Annotated in this window: 19 protein-coding genes; 8 read left to right on the top strand and 11 right to left on the bottom strand. The window is 70.9% G+C overall.

Translation table 11 applies throughout. From position 1 onward, the window contains the following. Window position 1: 1 nt before the first annotated feature. Window positions 2–775, bottom strand: a complete 774-nt coding sequence (locus HNP44_RS18005; protein WP_259142651.1) for a fumarylacetoacetate hydrolase family protein — start codon at window positions 773–775, stop codon at window positions 2–4. 90 nt (window positions 776–865) lie between these two features. On the opposite strand from HNP44_RS18005, the gene HNP44_RS18000 reads away from it, so the two are divergent. Then, window positions 866–2,086, top strand: coding sequence for an MFS transporter (locus tag HNP44_RS18000; protein ID WP_259142650.1), 1,221 nt, complete (start codon window positions 866–868; stop codon window positions 2,084–2,086). Between the two features lie 68 nt (window positions 2,087–2,154). On the opposite strand, the gene HNP44_RS17995 is transcribed toward HNP44_RS18000, so the two are convergent. Genes HNP44_RS17995 through HNP44_RS17985 form a run of 3 tightly spaced genes read right to left on the bottom strand, consistent with a single transcriptional unit; the run spans window position 2,155 to window position 6,225 of the window. Continuing rightward, on the bottom strand, window positions 2,155–3,174 hold the full coding sequence (locus tag HNP44_RS17995; protein ID WP_259142649.1) for a 3-isopropylmalate dehydrogenase: 1,020 nt from the start codon (window positions 3,172–3,174) through the stop codon (window positions 2,155–2,157). Further along, window positions 3,171–4,757 (bottom strand): phosphoglycerate dehydrogenase, encoded by a 1,587-nt coding sequence (gene serA, locus HNP44_RS17990; protein ID WP_224646762.1) that lies wholly within the window; start codon window positions 4,755–4,757, stop codon window positions 3,171–3,173. The genes HNP44_RS17995 and serA overlap by 4 nt, the downstream gene beginning before the upstream one ends. Before the next feature lie 13 nt (window positions 4,758–4,770). Further along, window positions 4,771–6,225 (bottom strand): MFS transporter, encoded by a 1,455-nt coding sequence (locus HNP44_RS17985; RefSeq protein WP_259142647.1) that lies wholly within the window; start codon window positions 6,223–6,225, stop codon window positions 4,771–4,773. 134 nt (window positions 6,226–6,359) lie between these two features. Between HNP44_RS17985 and HNP44_RS17980 the strand changes: the two genes are divergently transcribed. Together HNP44_RS17980 and HNP44_RS17975 are read left to right on the top strand one after the other, a co-directional pair. Beyond that, complete coding sequence (locus tag HNP44_RS17980) at window positions 6,360–7,580, top strand: LLM class flavin-dependent oxidoreductase (protein ID WP_259142646.1); 1,221 nt, start codon at window positions 6,360–6,362, stop codon at window positions 7,578–7,580. Between the two features lie 9 nt (window positions 7,581–7,589). Continuing rightward, window positions 7,590–8,954 carry an NtaA/DmoA family FMN-dependent monooxygenase gene (locus HNP44_RS17975; RefSeq protein WP_259142645.1) on the top strand — a complete coding sequence of 455 codons (1,365 nt, stop codon included), beginning with the start codon at window positions 7,590–7,592 and terminating at the stop codon, window positions 8,952–8,954. Here the strand turns inward: HNP44_RS17975 and HNP44_RS17970 are convergent. Then, the gene (locus HNP44_RS17970; protein WP_259142644.1) at window positions 8,951–10,171 is read right to left on the bottom strand and encodes a helix-turn-helix domain-containing protein; all 1,221 of its coding nucleotides are present in this window, start codon (window positions 10,169–10,171) and stop codon (window positions 8,951–8,953) included. The two genes, HNP44_RS17975 and HNP44_RS17970, sit on opposite strands and share 4 nt — an antisense overlap. Before the next feature lie 147 nt (window positions 10,172–10,318). Between HNP44_RS17970 and HNP44_RS17965 the strand changes: the two genes are divergently transcribed. Genes HNP44_RS17965 through HNP44_RS17950 form a run of 4 tightly spaced genes read left to right on the top strand, consistent with a single transcriptional unit; the run spans window position 10,319 to window position 15,386 of the window. After that, entirely contained in the window at window positions 10,319–11,791 is a 1,473-nt protein-coding gene (locus HNP44_RS17965; protein WP_259142643.1) for a class I adenylate-forming enzyme family protein, read from the top strand. A 25-nt stretch (window positions 11,792–11,816) separates the two neighbouring features. After that, on the top strand, window positions 11,817–13,601 hold the full coding sequence (locus tag HNP44_RS17960) for a DUF3556 domain-containing protein (RefSeq protein WP_259142642.1): 1,785 nt from the start codon (window positions 11,817–11,819) through the stop codon (window positions 13,599–13,601). Next, entirely contained in the window at window positions 13,598–15,010 is a 1,413-nt protein-coding gene (locus HNP44_RS17955) for a phytoene desaturase family protein (protein WP_259142641.1), read from the top strand. Before HNP44_RS17960 ends, HNP44_RS17955 begins: the two co-directional genes overlap by 4 nt. Window positions 15,011–15,062: 52 nt before the next feature. Further along, window positions 15,063–15,386, top strand: coding sequence for a DUF4286 family protein (locus HNP44_RS17950; protein ID WP_259142640.1), 324 nt, complete (start codon window positions 15,063–15,065; stop codon window positions 15,384–15,386). Window positions 15,387–15,403: 17 nt separating this feature from the next. On the opposite strand, the gene HNP44_RS17945 is transcribed toward HNP44_RS17950, so the two are convergent. From HNP44_RS17945 to HNP44_RS17920, 6 genes are all read right to left on the bottom strand, one after another. Further along, window positions 15,404–16,411 carry an AurF N-oxygenase family protein gene (locus HNP44_RS17945; protein WP_259142961.1) on the bottom strand — a complete coding sequence of 336 codons (1,008 nt, stop codon included), beginning with the start codon at window positions 16,409–16,411 and terminating at the stop codon, window positions 15,404–15,406. A 97-nt stretch (window positions 16,412–16,508) separates the two neighbouring features. Then, complete coding sequence (locus HNP44_RS17940; protein ID WP_259142639.1) at window positions 16,509–16,877, bottom strand: DoxX family protein; 369 nt, start codon at window positions 16,875–16,877, stop codon at window positions 16,509–16,511. Continuing rightward, window positions 16,874–17,473: a TetR/AcrR family transcriptional regulator gene (locus tag HNP44_RS17935; RefSeq protein ID WP_259142638.1), complete on the bottom strand. Its 600-nt coding sequence runs from the start codon at window positions 17,471–17,473 to the stop codon at window positions 16,874–16,876. The genes HNP44_RS17940 and HNP44_RS17935 overlap by 4 nt, the downstream gene beginning before the upstream one ends. Window positions 17,474–17,563: 90 nt before the next feature. Next, window positions 17,564–18,610: a ketol-acid reductoisomerase gene (gene ilvC / locus HNP44_RS17930; protein ID WP_259142960.1), complete on the bottom strand. Its 1,047-nt coding sequence runs from the start codon at window positions 18,608–18,610 to the stop codon at window positions 17,564–17,566. Between the two features lie 8 nt (window positions 18,611–18,618). Continuing rightward, window positions 18,619–19,122 carry an acetolactate synthase small subunit gene (gene ilvN / locus HNP44_RS17925; RefSeq protein WP_013127475.1) on the bottom strand — a complete coding sequence of 168 codons (504 nt, stop codon included), beginning with the start codon at window positions 19,120–19,122 and terminating at the stop codon, window positions 18,619–18,621. After that, window positions 19,119–21,071, bottom strand: a complete 1,953-nt coding sequence (locus tag HNP44_RS17920) for an acetolactate synthase large subunit (protein WP_259142637.1) — start codon at window positions 21,069–21,071, stop codon at window positions 19,119–19,121. Before HNP44_RS17920 ends, ilvN begins: the two co-directional genes overlap by 4 nt. A gap of 304 nt (window positions 21,072–21,375) precedes the next feature. Here HNP44_RS17920 and HNP44_RS17915 point away from each other — a divergent pair, with 304 nt between their 5' ends. After that, on the top strand, window positions 21,376–21,891 hold the full coding sequence (locus HNP44_RS17915; RefSeq protein WP_259142636.1) for a PH domain-containing protein: 516 nt from the start codon (window positions 21,376–21,378) through the stop codon (window positions 21,889–21,891). Window positions 21,892–21,948: the final 57 nt, after the last annotated feature.

Below are 21,948 nucleotides of genomic sequence, written 5' to 3'. Positions count from 1 at the left end.
GTCAGCGGTCCTCGGCGAGGCTGGTCAGCGTTCCGATGCCCTCGACGGTGACCGCGACGTGCTGGCCGGCGGTGAACGGGCCGACGCCCTCCGGAGTGCCGGTGAGGATCACGTCGCCGGGCAGCAGGGTCATCACGGACGAGATCCACTCGACGATGTCGCCGATGGAATGGATCATCAGCGACGTGCGCGAGTCCTGCTTGATCTGGCCGTCGAGCTCGGTGTAGATCCGCGCGTCCGACGGGTCGAACTCCGTCTCGATCCAGGGACCGAGCGGGCAGAAGGTGTCGTAGCCCTTACCGCGGGTCCACTGGCCGTCGTGGCGCTGCTGATCGCGCGCGGTCACGTCGTTCGCCACGGTGTACCCGAGGATGACGTCCTTCGCCCGGGCGGCGGGGACGTCGCGGCAGGGCTGGCCGATGACCACGGCGAGCTCGCCCTCGTAGTCCACCTGCTGCGAGCTGCGCGGCAGCTTGATCGGGGCGAGCGGGCCGATGATCGAGGTGTTGGGCTTGATGAAGATCACGGGGTCCTTGGGCGCCTCGCCGCCCATCTCCGCCGCGTGCGCCGCGTAGTTCTTGCCGATGCAGACCACCTTGCTGGCGAGGATCGGCGCGAGCAGGCGCACGTCGTCGAGCGCCCAGCTGCGGCCTGTGAACTCCGGTGTGCCGAAAGGATGCTCGGAGATCTCGCGGGCCCGGGCACCGTCCTCCGGGTCACCCTCGATGGCCGCGAACGCGACCCCGTCACTGCTGGCGATTCGTGCAAGGCGCATGCCGCGAGCCTACCGTTCGACTCCGATACTTCGATCCACTAGGCTTCGTCTCAGATAGTAAGCATGTCGTCTCACTAGTTGGGAGTTGCGATGGAGATGTCCGCCGCCCGCCGCTGGTGGATCCTGGTGGTCTCGATGACCGCCGCGATCACCACCACCGCCGCCGTGAACTGCACCGCGTTCCTCCTCCCCCAGCTCATCCAGGGCGGACTGAGCCCGCAGCGCGCCGGGCTGTTCGCGGCCGCCGCGCCCGCCGGCCTGCTGCTCACCACGATCCTGTGGGGCGTCATGATCGACCGCTACGGGGAACGGCGCGTCCTCTTGATCAGCATGGCCGGAGCCGTGGTCGGCCTGGCGGCGGCCGTCGCGGCGTTCGCGGCGCACGCCCCGCTGTACGTCGCGGCCGTCGCGCTCTTCGTCGCCTCCGCCATGGCGGCGAGCGGCAACGGCGCGAGCGGCCGCATCGTGGTCGGCTGGTTCCCGGCGTCCAGCCGCGGCACGGCGATGGGGATCAGGCAGACCTCGCAGCCCCTGGGCATCGCGCTGCTGTCGCTGACGATGCCACTGCTGGCGAGCCGTGCCGGACTCACCGCCGCGATGCTCGTCCCGCTCGTCATCGCGGTGGTCTCCGTGGTGCTGGTGTGGGCGTTCATCGTCGATCCGCCCCGGCCCGAGACCGGCCCCGCGGCCGCGGACGCCCGGTCGAACCCCTACCGCGAGGACTCCTTCCTCGTCCGCATCCACGCGGTCTCGCTGCTGCTGGTCCTGCCGCAGGGCGCGATCTGGACCTGGGGCATCACGTGGCTGATCGTCGGACTGCACTGGGCGCCGGCGACCGCGGGGCTCCTGATCTCGGCGAGCCAGCTGCTCGGAGCGGGCGGACGGATCCTGGCGGGCGCCTGGTCGGACCGGCTGGGCTCGCGGACCTCACCGATCAAGTGGATCGCGCTCGCCGCCGCGGCGTCGATGGCCGGGCTCGGCGCGCTCGCCGCGCTCGGCTCGCCCGTCGCGGTCGTCGTCCTGCTGATCGCCTCGGTGGTCACCGTCGCCGACAATGGCCTGGCGTTCACCGCGATCGCCGAGAAGGCCGGTCCCTTCTACAGCGGCCGCGCGCTGGGGATCCAGAACACCGGGCAGTTCGTCGCCACGACCGCGGCCGGGCCGATCCTCGGCGCCCTGATCCACGCGACGAGCTTCGGCGCCGCCTTCGCCCTCGTGGCCCTGGCCCCGCTGCTCGCCTACCCGCTCGTCCCCTCCGACGCGAAGCGCGCGGACCAGCCGGAGGCGGCACCGTCGGCCCCCGCGAAATAGGCACAACGGCCTGAGCCCGGACCACTTCCTGGGAAGGGATCCGGGCTCGGGCGGACGATCGAGCGCTGCTACGCGCTGAGGGCGGCGGCGATGCGGTCGCCGACCTCGACGGTGCGGATCGGGGCGTCGCCACGGACGGCGAGGTCCGCGGTCACCGCGTCCTCGATCCGCTTCGCGCCGTCCTCGTTCCCGAGGTGCCGCAGCAACATCGCCGCCGACAGGATGGCCGCGGTGGGATCCGCGACGCCCTGGCCGACGATGTCCGGGGCGCTGCCGTGCACGGGCTCGAACATCGACGGGTTGGCGCCCGTCGCGTCGATGTTGCCCGACGCCGCCAGGCCGATGCCGCCGGAGATCGCGCCGGCCTCATCGGTGAGGATGTCGCCGAAGAGGTTGTCCGTGACGATGACGTCGAACCGCGACGGGTCCGTGACCAGGTAGATCGTGGCCGCGTCGATGTGGCTGTAATCCACGGCGACGTCGGGGAACTCGGTCGCCACCTCGTCGACGGTGCGCTGCCACAGCGAGCCGCCGAAGACGAGCACGTTGGTCTTGTGCACCAGCGTCAACTTCTTCCGCCGGGTACGCGCCAGCTCGAAGGCGAAGCGCACCACGCGCTCCGCGCCGAACCGGGTGTTGACCGACGTCTCGTTGGCGACCTCCTGCGGGGTGCCGACGCGGATCGCGCCGCCGTTGCCGGTGTACGCGCCCTCAGTTCCCTCACGGACCACGACGAAGTCGATCTCGCCCGGGTTCTTCAGCGGCGACTCGACGCCCGGGAAGAGCTTCGACGGGCGCAGGTTCACGTGGTGATCCAGCGCGAACCGCATCTTCAGCAGCAGGCCGCGCTCGAGCACACCCGGCGGGACCTTGCGCGGGTCGCCGATGGCGCCGAGCAGGATCGCGTCGTGCTCGCGCAGCGACGCCAGGTCCTCGTCGGTGAGCAGCTCGCCGTTGCGCTCGTAGCGGCGCGCGCCCAGGTCGTAGTCGGTGGTCTCGATCTCGCCGACCACCGCGCGCAGCACCTTGAGCGCCTCCGCCGTCACCTCGGGGCCGACGCCGTCCCCGCCGATCACCGCGAGCTTCACGACAGGTCCACCTGCGCGATGGTGGTGGCGGCGACCGCGTCGCCGATGGCCTGCTGCACCTCGGCGGAGACCGGCTGGCTGACGCGCAGCAGCACCGTCGCGCCCGCACCCTCGGCGTCCTGGCTCAGCGCCGCGGCCTGGATGTCGATGCCGGCATCGCCCAGCAGCGTGCCGATCTTGCCCAGCGAGCCCGGCTGATCGCCGTAGGCGATGAACAGGTTCAGGCCCTCGGCGCGCAGGTCGAAGTTGCGGCCGTTGATGTTGGTGACCTTCTCGACGCGGCTCAGGCCCGAGAGCGTGCCCGCGACGTTCTGGACGGTGCCGTCGCCGTACACGGCGCGCACGTCGACCAGGCTGCGGTGGTTGGGGCTCTCCGAGACCTTCTCCAGCTCGACGGTGACGCCGCGCTCCTCCGCGAGGGCGGGGGCGTTGACGAAGGTGACGGCGTCCTCGATAACGGCCGAGAACAGGCCGCGCAGCGCCGAGAGCTGCAGGATGTCGACGTTCTCGCTGGCCAGCTCGCCGCGGACGGTGACGCCGATCTTCTCCGGCAGCTGCCCGGGCAGGCCGCCCAGCAGCACGCCCAGCTTGCGGGTGAGCTCGAGCCAGGGCGCGACCTCCTCGTCGACGGCGCCGCCCTTGACGTTGACGGCGTCCGGGACGAACTCGCCGGCCAGGGCCAGGCGGACGCTCTTGGCGACGTCGGTGCCGGCGCGATCCTGGGCCTCCGACGTCGAGGCACCGAGGTGCGGGGTCACCACGACCTGCGGCAGCTCGAACAGCGGGCTGTCGGTGCAGGGCTCGGTCTCGAAGACGTCCAGGCCGGCGCCGAAGACGTGCCCCGAGGTGATGGCGTCCGCGAGGGCCTGCTCGTCGATGAGGCCGCCGCGGGCCGCGTTGACGATGACGACGCCCTTCTTCGTCCGGGCGAGCGCCTCGCGGCCGATCAGGCCCTTGGTCTCGGGGGTCTTCGGGAGGTGCACCGAGATGAAGTCGGCGCGCTCGAGAAGCTCATCGAGGGTGAGCAGCTCGATGCCGAGCTGCGCGGCGCGGGCCGGGCTGACGTAGGGGTCGTACGCCACGATCTTGGTCTCGAAGGCGGCGAGGCGCTGCGCGACGAGCTGGCCGATGCGGCCCATGCCGACGACGCCGACGGTCTTGCCCAGGATCTCGACGCCGTTGAAGGCGCTGCGCTTCCAGGTGTGCTCGCGCAGGGTCTTGTCCGCGGCGGGGATCTGGCGGGCGGTGGCGAGCATCAGCGCGACGGCGTGCTCGGCCGCGGTGTGGATGTTCGACGTGGGCGCGTTGACCACGAGGACGCCGCGCTCGGTGGCGGCGGGCACGTCCACGTTGTCGAGGCCGACCCCCGCGCGGGCGACGATCTTGAGCTTGGTTGCGGCGGCGAGGACCTCCGCGTCGACGGTGGTCGCGGACCGCACGAGCAGCGCGTCGGCCTCGGGGACCGCGGCGAGCAGCGCGGGGCGGTCGGGGCCGTCGACCCACTTCACCTCGACGTCGTCACCGAGCGCCTCCACTGTCGACGGTGCCAGCTTGTCGGCGATCAATACCACGGGACGGGTCACTTGCGCTCCTCATTCACGGTGCCGGTTGCACCGTCAGCTTAGTGACCTGGTGCTCGGCGGAACTCGGGCGGGTCGCGCGGCGCCGGGCATCGAGCACCGCGCAGCACAGACCCGCGACGAACATCGCGAGGCACAACCCCAGCGCGAGAACCAGTCCGCTCGCGTCGTGCGGGCGGGCCAGGTACAGGCCCGACGCCGCGGTGAGCGCCACCGTCGCCGACAGCCGCTGGACCAGCTGGAGGAAGCCCGCCGCCACGCCGTTCGCCGCGGGCGGGGCGTATTCCAGCGTCAGGGCCCGATTGGGGGCGTCGACGAGGCCCGACGCCACGCCCGAGGCGGTGGACAGGGCCGCGACCACGATCAGCACGCTCGGGCCGCTGAGCAGGTCGACGGCACTCACGTACGCGACGACGACCAGTGCCTCGGCGACCAGGGCCCAGACCACCGTCGCCCGGCCGAACCGGGCGGCGACCCGCCACCCGATTCCGGAGGACGCCGCCATGGCCAGGCCGCCTCCCACCAGCACCAGGGCCGCCTGCAGGGCGCTGAGCCCCTGGCGCTCGATCAGGTACATCGTGAGGACGGTGTTCGCGGACAGCGCCGCACCGAAGTAGAAGGTGGCCACGCCGGCACCGAGGGTGAAGCCGCGCGCGGACAGGAGCTCGGGGACGAGCACCGGGGTACCGCCGCGGTGCGCGTAGCCGCGCTCCCAGCGCACGAGGAGCACGACGATCGCCCCGGCCGCGACGACGCAGGCGGCGGCGCCCACCGCTCCGAGGCGCGCGACGAGCGGGATCAGCACCAGCAGCACCGCGGCGGCCAGCAGCGCGAGCCCGACGAGGTCGAACCGGGCCGCGCCGCGCGGCGCACCGTCGCGCCGCAGGAACACTGCGGCACCCACCAGCGCGAGCACACCGAACGGGACGTTGAGCCCGAGCGCCCACCGCCAACCGGCCTCCTCCCCCGCCAGGCCGAGCACCAGGCCCCCGGTCACCGGCCCGGCCACGCCCGCCAGCCCGATCGCCACGCCGTAGGCGGCGAGCGCGCGGGCGCGGAGCACCCCGGTGAACCGATCGGCGATGATGCCCAGCACCTGCGAGCTGATGACGCCGGCGGCGACGCCCTGCAGCAGGCGCGCGGCCACGACCTGCCAGGCCCCGTCCGCGAGGGCGGAGACCAGCGCCGACGACGAGAACACCGCGACCCCGCCCAGGAACAGCCTGCGCCGGCCCAGCACGTCGCCGAGGCGGCCCGCCGGAACCAATGCCAGTCCGAATCCCAGGGAGTAGGCGGCGAGCACCCATTGGGTCTGCCCGGGGGTGGCGTCGAGCTGCGCGCGCAGCGCGGGGAGGGAGACCGCCACCGCACCCGAATCGAGCAGCGTCGCGAATCCCGCGAGGCAACACACCAGCACCTCCCACCGGGCGCGGCCCCACGACCTCGGCGGCGCGGATCCCCGGTTTCGCATCGTCTCCACGACGGGTGCAAACCCGCTGTGGCCGTGGATATTTCCCCCGGATCGGCATGATCCGAATCGTTGACGCCGGACGGCCGCGGGACGAACGTGAGTGTCCAGATCCGACGACACGAGACGGGAACCACATGGCGCAGAACGCATCCTCCTCCGCGGACCGGCCGACGGGAAGGGCACCGGAGCTGCATGTCGGCGTCGCGCTGGACGGCGCAGGATGGCACCCGGCCGCCTGGCGCGAACCCGCCGCGCGGCCGCGGGAACTCGGTTCGGCGGGGTACTGGACCGACCTCGCGACTGAGGCCGAGACCGGGCTGCTCGACTTCGTCTCGATCGAGGACGCCCTGCGCGTACCGTCGCACGACGTCGGCCGGGTCCGCAGCCGTGTCGACGCGCACCTGATCGCCGCCCTGATCGCGCCGTCGACCTCCCATATCGGCCTGATACCGACCGTGACGACCACGCACACCGAGCCCTTCCACGTCTCCACCGCGATCGCGACCCTCGACTACACCTCGCGCGGCCGCGCGGGCTGGCAGCCGCGCATCTCGCCGACCGCGGCCGAGGCGGCGCATTTCGGGCGCCGGACCATCGCGGACCCGACGCCCGCCGAACTCGCCGGATCGCAGCCGTCGCAGGCCCTCGTCGACCTGTTCGAGGAGGCCGCCGACGCCGTGGAGGTGGCCCGCCGGCTCTGGGACAGCTGGGAGGACGACGCGGAGATCCGCGACATCGCGACGCGCCGCTTCATCGACCGGGACAAGCTGCACCGCGCGGACTTCTCCGGGCGCTTCTTCTCGGTCCGCGGGCCGTCGATCACGCCGCGACCGCCCCAGGGGCAGCCGGTGGTGGCGGCGCTGGGACACGCGCCGATTCCGTACGAGTTCGCCGCCCGCGCCGCCGATCTACTGTTCGTGACCCCCACGCTCACGGACGGCCCCGCCCCCGTGCTCGCGCTGGTCGACGAGGCCGTCCGGCGCGTGGGGCGCGACGGGGAGCGGCTGCGGGTGTACGCCGATGTGGTCGTGTTCCTCGACAGCGAGACCGAATCCGGCGCCGAGCGCCTGGCCCGGCTCGACGCGGCCGCCGGATCCCCCTTCACCTCCGATGCCGCGATCTTCGCCGGCTCCGCGGACGACCTCGCCGACCTGCTCCTCGACTGGTCGGACGCCCGCGTGGACGGGGTGCGCCTGCGCCCCGGCGCGCTGCCCGACGACCTCACCGCGATCACCCGCCACCTGGTCCCGGCTCTGCAGGCGCGCGGCCGATTCCGCGCGGAGTACCCCGACGGTCCGCTCCGCGCCCTGCTGGGCCTGCCGTCGACCGTCCCCAACCGCTACGCGACCGTCTGAGGAGACGCCATGAGCGAGAACAAGAAGCAGGTCATCCTGGGCGCCTACCTGGGCGGGGTGAACCACCACACGGCGTGGTGGCACCCGGACGCGGGAAGCCAGATCGACTTCAGCAGCTTCGAACACACGGCGCGCACCGCCGAGCGGGGCCGGTTCGACTTCTTCTTCCTCGCCGAGGGCCTGATCCTGCGCGAGCGCGCCGGGCAGGTCTTCGACCAAGACATCATCGGACGCCCCGACACCTTCACGGTGCTGGCGTCGCTGGCCGCCGTCACGCGACATCTGGGCCTCGCCGGTACCGTCAACGCGACGTTCAACGAGCCCTATGAGCTGGCACGCCGGTTCGCGAGCCTGGACCAGCTCTCCGGCGGCCGCGCCGCGTGGAACGTGGTGACCTCCTTCGACGCGTTCACCGGCCAGAACTTCCGGCGCGGCGGCTACCTGGACCCGGCCGACCGGTACGTACGCGCCGAGGAGACCCTCAACGCGGTACGAGCGCTGTGGGATTCGTGGCCCGAGGCGGAGCCGCTGGCGGACCGCGCCGCCGGTCGGTTCGTCGGCGATCCCGCGGCCGGAGCCTTCGACGTCCACGGCGAGCAGTTCGACATCGAGGGCACGTTCACCGTGCCGCGTAGCCCGCAGGGGCGTCCGGTGGTCCTGCAGGCGGGCGTCTCGCCGCAGGGCCGGCAGTTCGCGGCCGCCAACGCCGACGCGATCTTCTCGCCGTACGGCAAGCTGCCCGAGGCAGCGGACTTCTACCGCGACATCAAGTCCCGCGCCGTGGCCGCGGGCCGCGACGCCGACGACATCAAGATCCTGCCGTCCGCGAGCTTCGTGCTCGGCGACACCCCCGCGGAGGCCGCCGAGAAGCACCGTGAAGTGGTGCACGGCCAGGTGACCGGGCAGACTGCCCGGATCCTGTTGGAGCAGATCTGGAACCGCGACCTGTCGGAGTTCGACCCCGACGGCCCGGTGCCCGCCATCGATCCCGATCCGGAGGCGCCGCCGATCATCCAGGGTCGGGCCTTCGTCCATCAGGACCGGTTCGCGACGGCGCAGCGGCTGCGCGAGGTCGGCGAGGCGAAGAAGTTGTCACTGCGCGAGGTGGTGATCGACCAGTTCGAGCGGGGACCGCTCATCGGCACGCCGGAGCAGGTCGCCGAGCAGATCGACGGCTTCGTCCAGCAGAACGGATCCGACGGCTTCATCCTCGGCTCGCACCTCGTGCCGACCGGGCTCGACGAGTTCGTCGACCGCGTCGTGCCACTGCTGCAGGACCGCGGGGTGCTGCGCGCCGAGTACGCCGAGACGAGCACGCTGCGCGACAACCTGGGCCTCCCGGTGCCGCAGCTCCGGGTGCAGGCACCCGCCTAGGCCGCGCCGAAGATCCGGCGCACCGCAAGCGCCACCTCCACGTCCAGCCGGTCGTCGCCGATCTCCCGGCCCCGGCGCTGCACCGCGCGGCGCACCCGGTACTTCACCGAGTTGGCGTGCAGGAGTTGCTGCTCGGCCGTCGCCTTGAAGCTTCCTCCGGTGCGCAGGAAGATCTCGAGCGTGCTGCGCAGGCGTTCGTCGGCGGCGGACTCCCCGGTCAGCGCCCCGAGCACGCCGTCGGCCCAGGCCCGGGCGGCGCCGACGTCGTGCGCGACGAGGGCCGCCAGGCCCACGCCGGGATCCGTCGCCACCAGCAGTCGTGCGTCCGTCGCGTCGGCTACCCGCCGCACCTCGCGGGCCGCCCGGTTCGTCGCGCGGAAGCCGTCCAGTCCCTCCCGCGGCGGCCCGAACACGACGCGCGGCGCTTCCTGATAGGCAGCGACGAACGCCCGGGCGGCGGCGATCGCCTCCTCGCCGTCGGTCACCGGCAGCCACGCCCACGCGGTGAGCCGGTCGACCGCGACGGTGAGCGGCGGTGCGGCGGCGCCCGCCGCGGCACCGAGCTCGCGGAGGAAGCGCTCGATCCGCTCGACCTCGTCGACGCCCTCGGCGTACCAGACCACCATCCCGATGTGAGTGGCGCGCAGGGGGTACCGGATGCTCGCGGACGCCCCGGCCACGCTCGGCACCTCGCCGTCGAGCACCTCGAGGACACGCACCGTGCGGGCCCCGCTGCGGGCGTCCACCCACGCCGCCCGCTCGGTCTCGTACTCGTCGAGCACGCGCCGGGTAACGACGTCGTTGTAGTCGAAGGACCAGCCCACCAACCAGCGCATGGCCGCCTCGCGCAGGTCCTGCTCGACCCCGAGTTCCGCGTCGAGGGCCTCGCCGATGAGGGCGATCATCGTCTGCTGCCCGAGGTAGTAGGCGCGCACGAGCGACGTCGCGGCCATCCCGCGCTGCGCCACGCGGCGCGGGTACTCGAGCGCGGCGAGCGGGACCTCGATCCGCTCCACGGGGACGTCGAGTACGACGGCGTGGGTGACGTTCTCGACGTTGGCCTCGACGCTCGCGGCCAGCGCGCCGAGGATCGCGTCGTCGGCCCGCAGGTCCGGGAGGTCGGTGGCGATCCGCTCGGTCATGGCGTCGGACACCTCGCGCCGGGGCGCGGCGCTCAGCACCCGGGCGATCAGCCTGCGCGGCGCATCGGGCTCCATCGCCAAATCCTAGCCGTCATCGCGCCCTGATCGGCATCGAATTCGTCTTCGGAAGACGAATCGGCCGTCACATCTCGTCGTCGGTGGACGATGTGACCACGGTCACGCCGCGCCTACCGTGAATGCATCAACGGACAAGGAGCCCCCGTGACCTTCACCTTCACCACCTTCGCCCACCTCCCCGCCGTGCGTGCCGCCGCGGCGCCGCACGCGCCGGCCGTGGCGGACGACGCGCTCGACCTCGACAACGCCGCCTTCGACGATGCCGTGCGGAGGGCCGCGGCCGCCCTCCGGGCCGCCGGAGTCGGCCCCGGCGACGTGGTCGCGGTGAAGCTGCCGAACACCGCCCTGCTCGTGATCACCCTGTTCGCGTCCTGGCACCTGGGCGCGGCCGCGACCCCCATCAACCCCTACCTCGCGCCGCCGGAGGTGGACTATCAGGTCCAGGACGCGGGGGCGACAGTGCTGGTCACCGATGCCGGCGCGCCCGTCGGTGTCCCCGTGATCGCCGCGGATGCACTGCTCGCGCAGGCCCCCGACACCGCCGAGCCGGCGGCGGCACCGTCGGACCTCGCACTGCTGATCTACACCTCCGGCACCACGGGGCGCCCGAAGGGCGTGATGCTCGACCACGCGAACCTGGTCGCGATGAGCGAGATATCCTCGGCCGCCTTCGAGTTCGACGCCGACGACCACAGCCTGCTGATCCTGCCGCTGTTCCACGTCAACGCCATCGTGGTCTCGACGCTCAACCCCCTGCGCGGCGGCGGCCGCGTGACCATCGCGGGCCGGTTCGACCCGCGCACCTTCTTCGACGTGCTCTCCGAGACCGGGGCGACGTACTTCTCCGCGGTCCCGACGATCTACACGATGCTGGCGGGCCTGCCGGCGGAGGTGCGGCCGGACTTGTCGAAGGTCCGCTTCGGCGTGTGCGGGGCCGCGCCCGCGAGCCGGGAACTGCTGGAGGGCTTCGAGGCCCGCTTCGGCTTCCCCCTGATCGAGGGCTACGGCCTGTCCGAGTGCACCTGCGCCGCAACGTGCAACCCGCTCGACGGGGTGCGCAAGGTGGGCAGCGTGGGGGTGGCGCTGCCCGGCCAGCGGGTCCGGATCGTCGGGCCCGACGGAGCCGACGTCCCCGTCGGCGAGCCGGGCGAGGTTCTGCTCGCGGGACCGAACATCATGCGGGGCTACCTCGGTCGCCCCGAGGAGACCGCGAAGACCGTCGTCGACGGGTGGCTGCACACCGGCGACGTCGGCATCCTCGACGAGGACGGCTACCTCCGCCTCGTGGACCGCGCGAAGGACATGATCATCCGCGGCGGGGAGAACATCTACCCCAAGGAGATCGAGACCGCGGTGTACGGCGTGTCCGGCGTCGCCGAGGCAGCGGCGATCGGCCGGCCGGACGCCAAGTACGGCGAGCTGCCGGTGCTCTACGTCTCCGCCGCGCCCGGTGTGCGGCTCGACGTCGACGCCATTGCGGCGCACGCTCGCGCGCAGCTCGCGAAGTACAAGCAGCCCGTCGCGATCACCGTGCTCGACGCGCTGCCGAAGAACCCCGTCGGCAAGATCGACAAGCCCTCCCTGCGCCGCCTCGACGCCGCCGCCCCGACCGCCTGATCCGCCCCCCGTAAGGACCACTCTCATGGGATTCATGAAACCCGACCTCCCCGAGGTCGATCCGGCCGAGTTCATCAGCCGCCCGCTCCAGGACCGCCTCCGCTACGCCACCCAGCGCTGGGTGGATCACGGATTCGGCACGCAGAAGGTCGCCTTCGTCATCTATGTCGTGAAACTGTTGGTGCTGTACGCCTTCGGCGGCGTGCTCTTCGCCACCGCCACCTCGGGCCTGCACGTCTGGGAGGTCTCGGCCTGGTGGAACCAGCCGATCGTGTACCAGAAGCTGGTGCTGTGGACCACCCTGCTCGAGGCCATCGGCGTCGCGGGCGCGTGGGGCCCGCTGACCTTCAAGATCAAGCCCATGACCGGCGGCATCCGGTTCTGGGCCCGGACGGGAACGATCCGGCTGCGCCCCTACACCTGGGTGCCGGGCACCGCCGGGACGCGGCGCACCGCGCTCGACGTCGGCCTGTACTGGCTGCTGCTCGCCTCGTTGGTTCTGGGCATCGCGCTCCCCGGCGTGATCGTGACCGACTCGTCGCCGTACGAGCTGGTGGCGCCCTGGCTGATGATCGCCCCCGTCGCGCTGCTCATCCTGATCGGCCTGCGGGACAAGACGATCTTCCTCGCCGCCCGCGGCGAGCAGTACATGCCGGCGCTGATCATGTTCGGGCTCCTGCCGCTGCTCTCCTTCGCCACGATGATCGTCGGCCTGAAGCTGCTGATCGTGGTGGTCTGGGTCGGCGCCGGGATGTCGAAGATCGGCAAGCACTTCATCAACGTCATCCCAGTGATGGTGTCCAACTCGCCGTGCATGCCCTTCAAGGGCCTGCGCCGCGCCCACTACCGCAACGCCCCGCACGACCTGCTGCCGTCCCGGCTCGCCCGGTTCATGGCGGAGGGACTCGGCACCTTCGTGGAGATCGTCGCGCCACTCATCCTGCTGTTCTCCATGAACCGGACCGTGACGGTGGTCTGCGCCGTGTTCATGGTGTGCTACCACCTCTTCATCATCTCCACCTTCCCGCTGGCGGTCCCGCTCGAGTGGAACCTGCTCTTCGCGTACACCGCGTTGTTCTTGTTCGTCGGGTTCCCCGCGCAGGACGGCCATTCGGTGCTCGACATGTCCCCGTCGTGGCTGATCCTCATCATGCTGGCAGCACTCGTCGTCTTCCCCGTGCTGGGCAACATCCGCCCCGACAAGGTCTCCTTCCTGCCCTCGCTCCGGCAGTACGCCGGCAACTGGGCGACCGGCATGTGGGCGTTCGCGCCCGGTGCCGAGGAGAAGCTGAACCGGGTCCAGCGGCAGACGACGAACACCGTCGACCAGTTCGTCGCCACCGGCGTTCCGCGGGAGTGGGCCGAGACGCTCATGAACATGGGCCTCGGCTGGCGGGCGATGCACAGCAATGGCCGCGGCCTGTTCTCGACGCTCCTGAGCCACTTGCCCGACGTCGAGCAGCGCACGCTGCGCGAGGGCGAGCTGGTGTGCAACACCCTGATCGGCTTCAACTTCGGTGACGGCCACCTGCACGACGAGACGCTCATCGCGGCGGTGCAGGAGCAGGCCGGTTTCGAACCCGGCGAGCTGATCGTGGTCTGGGCCGAGTCGCAGCCGATCACCCGCTTCAGTCAGGACTTCAAGATCATCGACGCCGCGCTGGGCGTGGTCGCGCGCGGCCGGTGGAGCGTGACCGAGTGCGTCAAGACCCAGCCCTGGCTGCCGGACGGGCCCGTCGCGTGCGAGATCACCTGGTCAGCGGACCACGACCGCTTCCCGCTCGGCATCGGGCTAGGCTCGCGGGCATGACCACCGGCACCGTCGTCGGCGGCGGGCCCAACGGGCTCGCCGCGGCGATCACCCTCGCCCGCGCGGGCGTCGAGACCACGCTGCTGGAGGCCGGCGACACCGTCGGCGGCGGCCTGCGATCCTTCGAGGCCATCGTGCCCGGCCTGATCCACGACCACTGCGCCGCGATCCACCCCATGGCCGTCGGCTCGCCCTTCCTCGCGACGATCGACCTCGCCCGGCGCGGGCTGCGCTGGCGCTCCGCCGAACTCGAGTGCGTGCACCCGCTCGACGACGGGACGGCGGGAGTGTTGCGGCGCACCGTCGGGGACACGGCCGAGGGCCTGGGGCCCGACGGTGCCGCCTGGCGCGCGCTGTTCGACCGGCCGGTGCGGAACTTCGACAAGATCGGCCCGGCGATGCTGGGGCCGCTGCTGCGTGTGCCGCGACACCCGGTGGCGCTGGCCGGATTCGGGGCGCCCACTCCCCTGCCCGCGGGGGTGCTGGCCCGCTCCTTCCACACCCCGCAGGCGCGCGGCCTGTGGGGCGGGGTGGCGGCGCACGCCTTCCGTCCGCTGCACGAGCCGATGAGCTCCGCGATCGGGAAGGGCATGCTCACCGCCGGTCACGCCTTCGGCTGGCAGGTGGCCGAGGGCGGCTCGGGCGCGATCGCAGCCGCCCTCCTCGCCGAGTTCGAGGACCTGGGCGGGCGCGTGGAGACCGGGGTGCGGGTGACCGCGGCGAACCTCCCCGCCGCCGACGTCACGCTCTTCGACCTGGACCCGCGCCAGGTGGCGGCGATCCTCGGCGACCGCCTCCCGGCCCGGGTGCGCCGCGCCTTCGGGCGCTTCCGATACGGGCCGGGCGCCTTCAAGGTGGACTTCGCGGTGCAGGGCGGCGTGCCGTGGACCAACCCGGACGCGCGCTGCTCCAGCACCGTGCACCTGGGCGGCGAGTTCGCGGAGATCGCCGCGACGGAGAAGGCCATCGCGGCGGGGCGGATGCCCGAGCGACCCTTCGTCCTGGTCGGCCAGCAGTACCTCGCGGACCCCTCGCGGAGCGTCGGCGAGGTCCACCCCGTCTGGTCGTACGCCCACGTGCCGAGCGGCTACGCCGGCGACGCCACCGAGGCGATCATCGCGCAGATCGAGCGCTTCGCCCCCGGCTTCCGGGAACGCATCGTCGGAACCGCCGTGTGCTCGACCACCGAGATGTCGCGGTACAACGCCAACTTCGTCGGCGGCGACATCAACACCGGATCGAAGGACCCGCTCCAGCTGGTGTTCGGGCCGCGGATCACCCTGCAGCCCTATGACCTCGGCGTGCCCGGCATGTACATCTGCTCCGCCGCAACGCCGCCCGGCCCCGCCGCACACGGGATGTGCGGATTCCACGCCGCGACGCGAGCGCTCGACCGGCTCGGCCGCTGAGCGCCCCGAAGTCCCAACGATCGGGGTACCGTCGCCCCGGAACGGAGATCACATGACCGAGATCCTGCTGCTGGTGCGGTCCGCCGCCGCCTCGCCCGAGGTGGAGGACGAGTACAACGCCTGGTACGACGAGGTGCACGTACCCCAGATCCTCGAACGCGTCCCGGGCGTGACCTCCGCGCGGCGCTATCGCCTCGCCGACGCACAGCTCACCCCGGCGGACAAGCTGCCCGTCGTCTACCTGGCCGAGTACCGCATCGAGACCGACGATCCCGCGGCCTCGGCGAGGGCGCTCGGTGCGGCCCTCACCGACGGGACGCTCGACATGAGCCGGACCATCGCGCGGCCCGAGATCCTGTTCTACCGCCCGGTGTAGCGCTCCCGGCGACCGGCCTACTGCGCGGCGTAGGCCGGCTCGCTGCGGAACCGGGAGATGCGGCCGTCGATGCCGCAGATCCGCCACATGAGTTTGCTCAGCGGGTTCATGAGGCCGCACTTCTCGGCCATCATCCGCACGTCGCCGAAGACGTCGCGCTTCATCTGCTGCGACTCGTCCGAGCGCCAGAAGATGTCCTTCTTCACGGACCGCGGCACGTCGAAGGTCTCCCAGAACTCCTTGGGCGGCATCATGATCATCGTGACCATCACGCGCATGGTGATCGGCAGCATGAGCGAGAGAACGAGCCGCGGGAATGTGCCCCGGGTAGGGATGCGGTGCTCGAGCAGCTGGTGGGCGAAGCCGATGTGCCGGGCCTCCTCGGCCACGTGGATCTGCATGATCGAGCTCATCGCCGGGTGCTGCTCGGAACCCGAGCGCAGGAACTGCTTCTGCAGGTGATCGATCGGCTCCTCGCCGCCGAGCACCATCATGTAGAAGTACAGCGGCGTCATGGTCGCGAAGAGCGGCACGATCGGCGAGATGCGGCGCAGGAACCAGCTTCCGCCGGGCACGTCCATGCCCACGCGGTTGACGAACTCCTGGAACATCAGCGTGTGCTGGCACTCCTCCTTCGCCTCGTGCGTGGCGTAGCGGAACTCCGGCGAGTTGTTCGGCAGGGCCGCCGTGTACTGCATGATGCCGCGGATCAGCATGGACTCGAACTGCAGGCCCACCTTCGCGACGTTGGCCTGGCGCCACATCCCGATCTCGATCTGCTTCGCCAGGGGCTGGGCCTGGTACCACGGGTGGCGGCCGATCGGATCGAAGCGGGAGTCGCACACCCAGCGCGGATCGTCGGGGACGATCGCCAGCTCCGGGTCGTCCCAGTCGATGTCGAGGTACGGGTCGAAGTTCCGGCGCACCGACGCCTCGGAGAGGTCCGTCAGCGCCTGCTCGTACTCGGCCTGGCCGGGGAACGGGTCCCCCTGCGTGCGTCCCATGTGCGTGAGGGCCAGTCGCATCCACGTCTCGCTTCCATCCGCAGCCATCGCCTTCGTGATAGCCGTTCGGTGCCACTCTATCACTATCAATCAGCAGTGCTGGTTTCTTCGGCGACGGCTACACGTAGGACAGGGTCAGCACACCGACGGAGAAGGCGAGCATGCCGAGGCAGTTCACCCAGAACGTCGAGCCGAGGAAGCCGGCGCGGACGTGCGCCACGGCCGCGCACACGAAGTAGGCGACGACGCCGGCGTTGGCGGCGATCCCCATGCCCGGGAAGTACAGGCCGGCGACCAGTCCCCCGACCGCGACCAGCTTGATCACGACGAGGGTCCACCACCACTCGCGCGGGAACCGGACACCGTCGAGGCAGTCGCGAATGAAGGCGGGCGGACGCAGGGACATCAGCGCGTCGCCGAGCAGCACGACGGCGAGCGCGACGGTGAGCCACGGCCAGTGCGGGGTGTCGATGTAACCGGTGGTCATTGCGGTGCTCCTTCTCCCAGGATCTGTTCGATCGCCTCGACGAGGCGCTCCGCCGCGGCCTCACGCGTGATCGCTCCACCCGAGGTGGCGAACAGCAGGCCGATGTAGACGAAGTAGAGGGAGCGGGCCGCCGGTCCGGGGTCGGCGCACCCGGCCGCCGCGAAGACCTGCTCGAAATCGGCCTGCAGCTCGTCGCCGAGGTCGCCGAAGGTGCGGGAGCGGTGCCTGCCTCGCGCGAGGACGGCGGCGTACTCGCGGGAGAGGTCACCGTCGGCGTTGAAGTAGGTGACGAACGGCCGGACGGCCTCGACGAGGCGCACCGCCGCCTCCCCCGGCGTCAGCGACGGCAACTCCGCCGCCGGCTCACGGTCGGCGTGCACGGCGGCGATCCAATCGTCGACGATGGCGATGAGCAGCGCGTCCTTGTCGCCCACCCCCATCACCGTCCCGACGCTGACGCCCGCGTCGGCGGCGATGCCGCGCACCGTCGTGCCCGCGAAGCCGTGCGCGCGAAAGGACCGGTCGGCGGCGGCGAGCACTCGCTCCCTGGTATCGGCCTTTGCCTCCGCCCGTGACTGAACGTGTTCATTGAACATGTTCAGTACCGTAGCGCGGCACCTCCGGACACGCAAGAGCCCCGCCGGACTCGGGGTCCGACGGGGCTCTCGATGTGATGCGGGTGAGACCTAGGCGGTCTCGGTGATCGGGCGATCGACCCAGCTCATCAGGTCGCGCAGCTTCTTGCCGGTGACCTCGATCGGGTGCTCGGCGTTCTCCTTGCGGAGGGCCTCGAGCTCCTTGTTGCCGCCCTCGACGTTCGCGACGAGGCGCTTGACGAAGGTGCCGTCCTGGATGTCCGTGAGGATGTCCTGCATGCGCTTCTTGGTGTCGGCGTCGATGACGCGCGGGCCCGAGAGGTAGCCGCCGAACTCCGCGGTGTCGGACACCGAGTAGTTCATGCGCGCGATGCCGCCCTCGTACATGAGGTCCACGATGAGCTTGAGCTCGTGCAGGCACTCGAAGTAGGCCATCTCGGGGGCGTAGCCCGCCTCGACCAGCACCTCGAAGCCGACCTTGACGAGCTCCTCGGTGCCACCGCAGAGCACGGCCTGCTCACCGAAGAGATCCGTCTCGGTCTCCTCCTTGAAGGTGGTCTTGATGACGCCGGCGCGGGCGCCACCGATCGCGGCGGCGTAGCTCAGGGCGAGCGCCTGGCCGTTGCCGGTCGGGTCCTGGTCCACGGCGATGAGGGCGGGAACACCCTTGCCGTCGACGAACTGACGACGCACCAGGTGGCCGGGGCCCTTGGGGGCGACCATCGCGACGGTGACGTTGGCCGGGGCCTCGATCAGCTTGAAGTGGATGTTCAGGCCGTGGCCGAAGAACAGCGCGTCGCCGTCCTTGAGGTTCGGCTCGATGTCTGCCTTGAAGATCTCGGCCTGCGCAGTGTCGGGCGCGAGCAGCATGATCACGTCGGCCCACTCGGCGACCTCGGCGGGCGTGCCCACGGCGAGGCCCTGCTCCTCGGCCTTGGCGCGCGACTTCGAGCCCTCCTTGAGGCCGATCCGCACGTCGACGCCGGAGTCGCGCAGGCTCAGCGAGTGCGCGTGCCCCTGCGAGCCGTAGCCGATGACGGCGACCTTCTTGCCCTGGATGATGGAGAGGTCGGCGTCCTCGTCGTAGAACAGTTCGATTGCCACTGTGGTTCGGTGTCCCTTCTTGGTTTTCTGCAGTAGTGAAGTTAGCGGGTCGCGGTGATCGACTTCGGACCGCGTCCCAGCGCGATGACGCCGGACTGCGCGATCTCACGGATCCCGAAGGGATCCAGGACGGCCAGCAGCGCGTCGAGCTTGTCCGGCGTGCCGGTGGCCTCGATGGTCACCGAGTCGGGCGAGACGTCCACGATCTTGGCACGGAACAGGTCGACGGTGTCGGTGACCTGGCCCCGCGAGGTGGCGTCCGCGCGCACCTTGATGAGCATGAGCTCGCGCGCCACGGAGGTCGTCGAATCCTGTTCGACGATCTTGAGCACGGAGACCAGCTTGTTCAGCTGCTTGGTGACCTGCTCGAGGGGCAGCTCGTCGACCGTGACAACGATCGTCATGCGGCTGACGCCCTTGAGCTCGGTGCCGCCCACCGCGAGCGACTCGATGTTGAATCCGCGGCGGGAGAACAGCGACGAGACGCGGGCGAGCACGCCCGGCCGGTCCTCGACCAGGACGCTCAGCGTATGCGTGGTGCTCACTTCTGCTCCTCCGAACGCTCCATCGCGGCGTGGATGACGGCCGGCTCGTCGGCCGCGTCGTCCTCGTCGAACAGCGGGCGGATATCCCGCGCCGCCATGATCTCGTCGTTGCTGGTGCCGGCGGCGACCATCGGCCACACCTGGGCGTCGGCGCCCACGATGAAGTCGATGACCACCGGGCGATCGTTGATCTCCCGCGCCTGCGCGATGATCGCGTCGACATCCTCGGCGCGCTCGCAGCGGAAGGACACGCAGCCCATCGCCTCACCGAGCTTGACGAAGTCCGGGATCCGCATCGAGTGCGTGGACAGGTCGGTGCTGGAGTAGCGCTGGTCGTAGAACAGCGTCTGCCACTGGCGGACCATGCCCAGGTTGCCGTTGTTGATGATGGCGACCTTGATCGGCGCACCCTCGATCGCGGCGGTGGCGAGCTCCTGATTGGTCATCTGGAAGCAGCCGTCACCGTCGATCGCCCAGACCTCCTTCTCGGGCGCGCCCATCTTGGCACCGAGGGCCGCGGGGACCGCGTAGCCCATCGTGCCGAGACCGCCCGAATTCAGCCAGGTGCGCGGCTTCTCGTACTTGACGAACTGCGCGGCCCACATCTGGTGCTGGCCGACGCCCGCGCAGTAGACCGCGTCCGGGCCCGCGGCGACGCCGAGGCGTTCGATCACGTACTCCGGGCTCAGCGCACCGTCGGACGGGGTGTTGTACGCCAATGGGTAGGTCGCGCGGATGCCGTTCAGGTACTCCCACCACGTGGTGAGGTCCGGGGCGGCGATCGTGGCACGGTCCTCGGAGATCGCTGCGATGAGCTCGGTGATGACCTCCTTGCAGTCACCCACGATCGGGACGTCCGCGAACCGGTTCTTACCGATTTCCGCCGGGTCGATGTCGGCGTGGATGACCTTCGCGTCGGGCGCGAAGGAGTCCAGTTTGCCGGTCACGCGGTCGTCGAACCGCGCGCCCAGGGTCACGAGCAGGTCGGAGCGCTGCAGCGCGGCGACGGCGCCAACGGTGCCGTGCATGCCGGGCATGCCCATGTGCTGCTGGTGGCTGTCAGGGAAGACGCCCCGCGCCATCAGGGTGGTGACGACGGGGATACCGGTCAACTCGGCCAGCTTGAGCAGTTCTTCCGAGGCCTCAGCCTTGAGCACGCCGCCGCCGACGTAGAGCACGGGCGAGGACGCCGCGGCGATGAGCCGGGCCGCCTCGCGGATCTGCTTGCCATGCGGCTTGGTCACAGGGCGGTAGCCGGGCAGATCGATCTGCGGCGGCCAGGCGAAGACTGTGTCCTCCTGCAGCACGTCCTTGGGGATGTCGACGAGCACGGCGCCCGGGCGGCCGCTCTGCGCCAGGTAGAAGGCCTCGGCGATGACGCGCGGGATGTCGGCCGCGTCGTAGACGAGGAAGTTGTGCTTGGTCACGGGCATCGTGATGCCCGAGATGTCGGCCTCCTGGAAGGCATCGGTGCCGATCAAGGGGCGGCCGACCTGACCGGTGATCGCCACGATCGGGACCGAGTCCATCTGCGCATCTGCCAGGGGCGTGACCAGGTTGGTCGCGCCCGGGCCCGACGTCGCCATGCACACGCCGACCTTGCCGGTGGCCTGGGCGTAGCCGGTGGCGGCGTGGCCGGCGCCCTGCTCGTGGCGCACCAGGACGTGGCGCACCTTCTTGGAGTCGAGGAGCGGGTCGTAGACCGGGAGGATGCAACCGCCGGGAATGCCGAAGACCGTGTCCACACCGATCTCCTCGAGCGACCGGACCACCGACTGCGCGCCGGTGACGCGCTCGGGGGCAACGACGCGGGCGCCCTCGAGCGCGCTGTGCGCGACGTCGGCGACGTGCTGCTTCGATGCGGCGGAATGCGGGCCGGGGATACCGGCGCCGGGCTTGCGGGCCCCGGGCTTCTGCCCCGGGTGGGGCCGGGCTGTAGGTGCGCTCACGACGTGACCTTCTCGTGCTCTAGCGGTGCTCTACTCAATGGACATACCGGCGTGCGTACGTCGTCCGAAGACTATCCGGGCAACAAAAAACCCCCGTCAGCGGTAGCTGAGCGAGGGTAGCGCGTCGATGCTGGTGCGAAACGGTGATAACCGGTTCAGGCGTTGACGCGCCGACCGATTACGAGAAGCTGGTTGCTGTGTTTCACACCAGTGAAACTAGGCCCCGGTGTGCATTCGCGTCAAACCAGTGAGCACCGCCGTCTCACAGAATGGGATTCCGCTGCCGCATGCGACAATGCATGTTATGAGCGAGAGCCCCGCGACGCAGCCGAGCACGACGGGCACGACCCGCACCGTGACCACCGACCACACCTCGGACACCGCCGTGCCGATCGCTGCAGGCGACCGGGTCGTCTTCAAGCATCCCCGCATCGCGCTCCTCGGCGTCGCGCTGTTCGCTGTGTGCCTCGCCCCTGTCGTCGGCCCCTGGACCGTGGGTCGCTCCATCGACGGCAGCACCGCCGGCACCGGCGCCGCCATCCTCGGCTGGCTGCTGCTGATCGTCCCGATCCTGCTCGCCCTGTGGGTCCTGCGCGTGCGCACGGTCATCGGACCCGACGGCGTTCGCTCCGTGCGGGTCTTCAGCGCCACCACGATCGGCTGGGACGAACTGGCAGGCATTAGAATCGGACGCAACGGTGCGGTGTACGCAGTCCGCACCGACGGTTCCGAGGTGCGACTACCCGCCGTCACCATCAGCCAGCTCCCCCGCGTCGCGGCCGCCTCCGGTGGCCGGATCCCGGACGTCACGGCGGAATAAATCCCGCCGAACAGGACTTCCCCTGTTCACGGGGAGCGCGTCTCCTCCACCAGCCCG

Source organism: Tsukamurella ocularis, assembly GCF_024807615.1.
GTDB lineage: Bacteria > Actinomycetota > Actinomycetes > Mycobacteriales > Mycobacteriaceae > Tsukamurella > Tsukamurella ocularis.
Note: the sequence above shows the minus strand (reverse complement) of the source record. Positions and strands in the feature narration are given on the sequence as shown.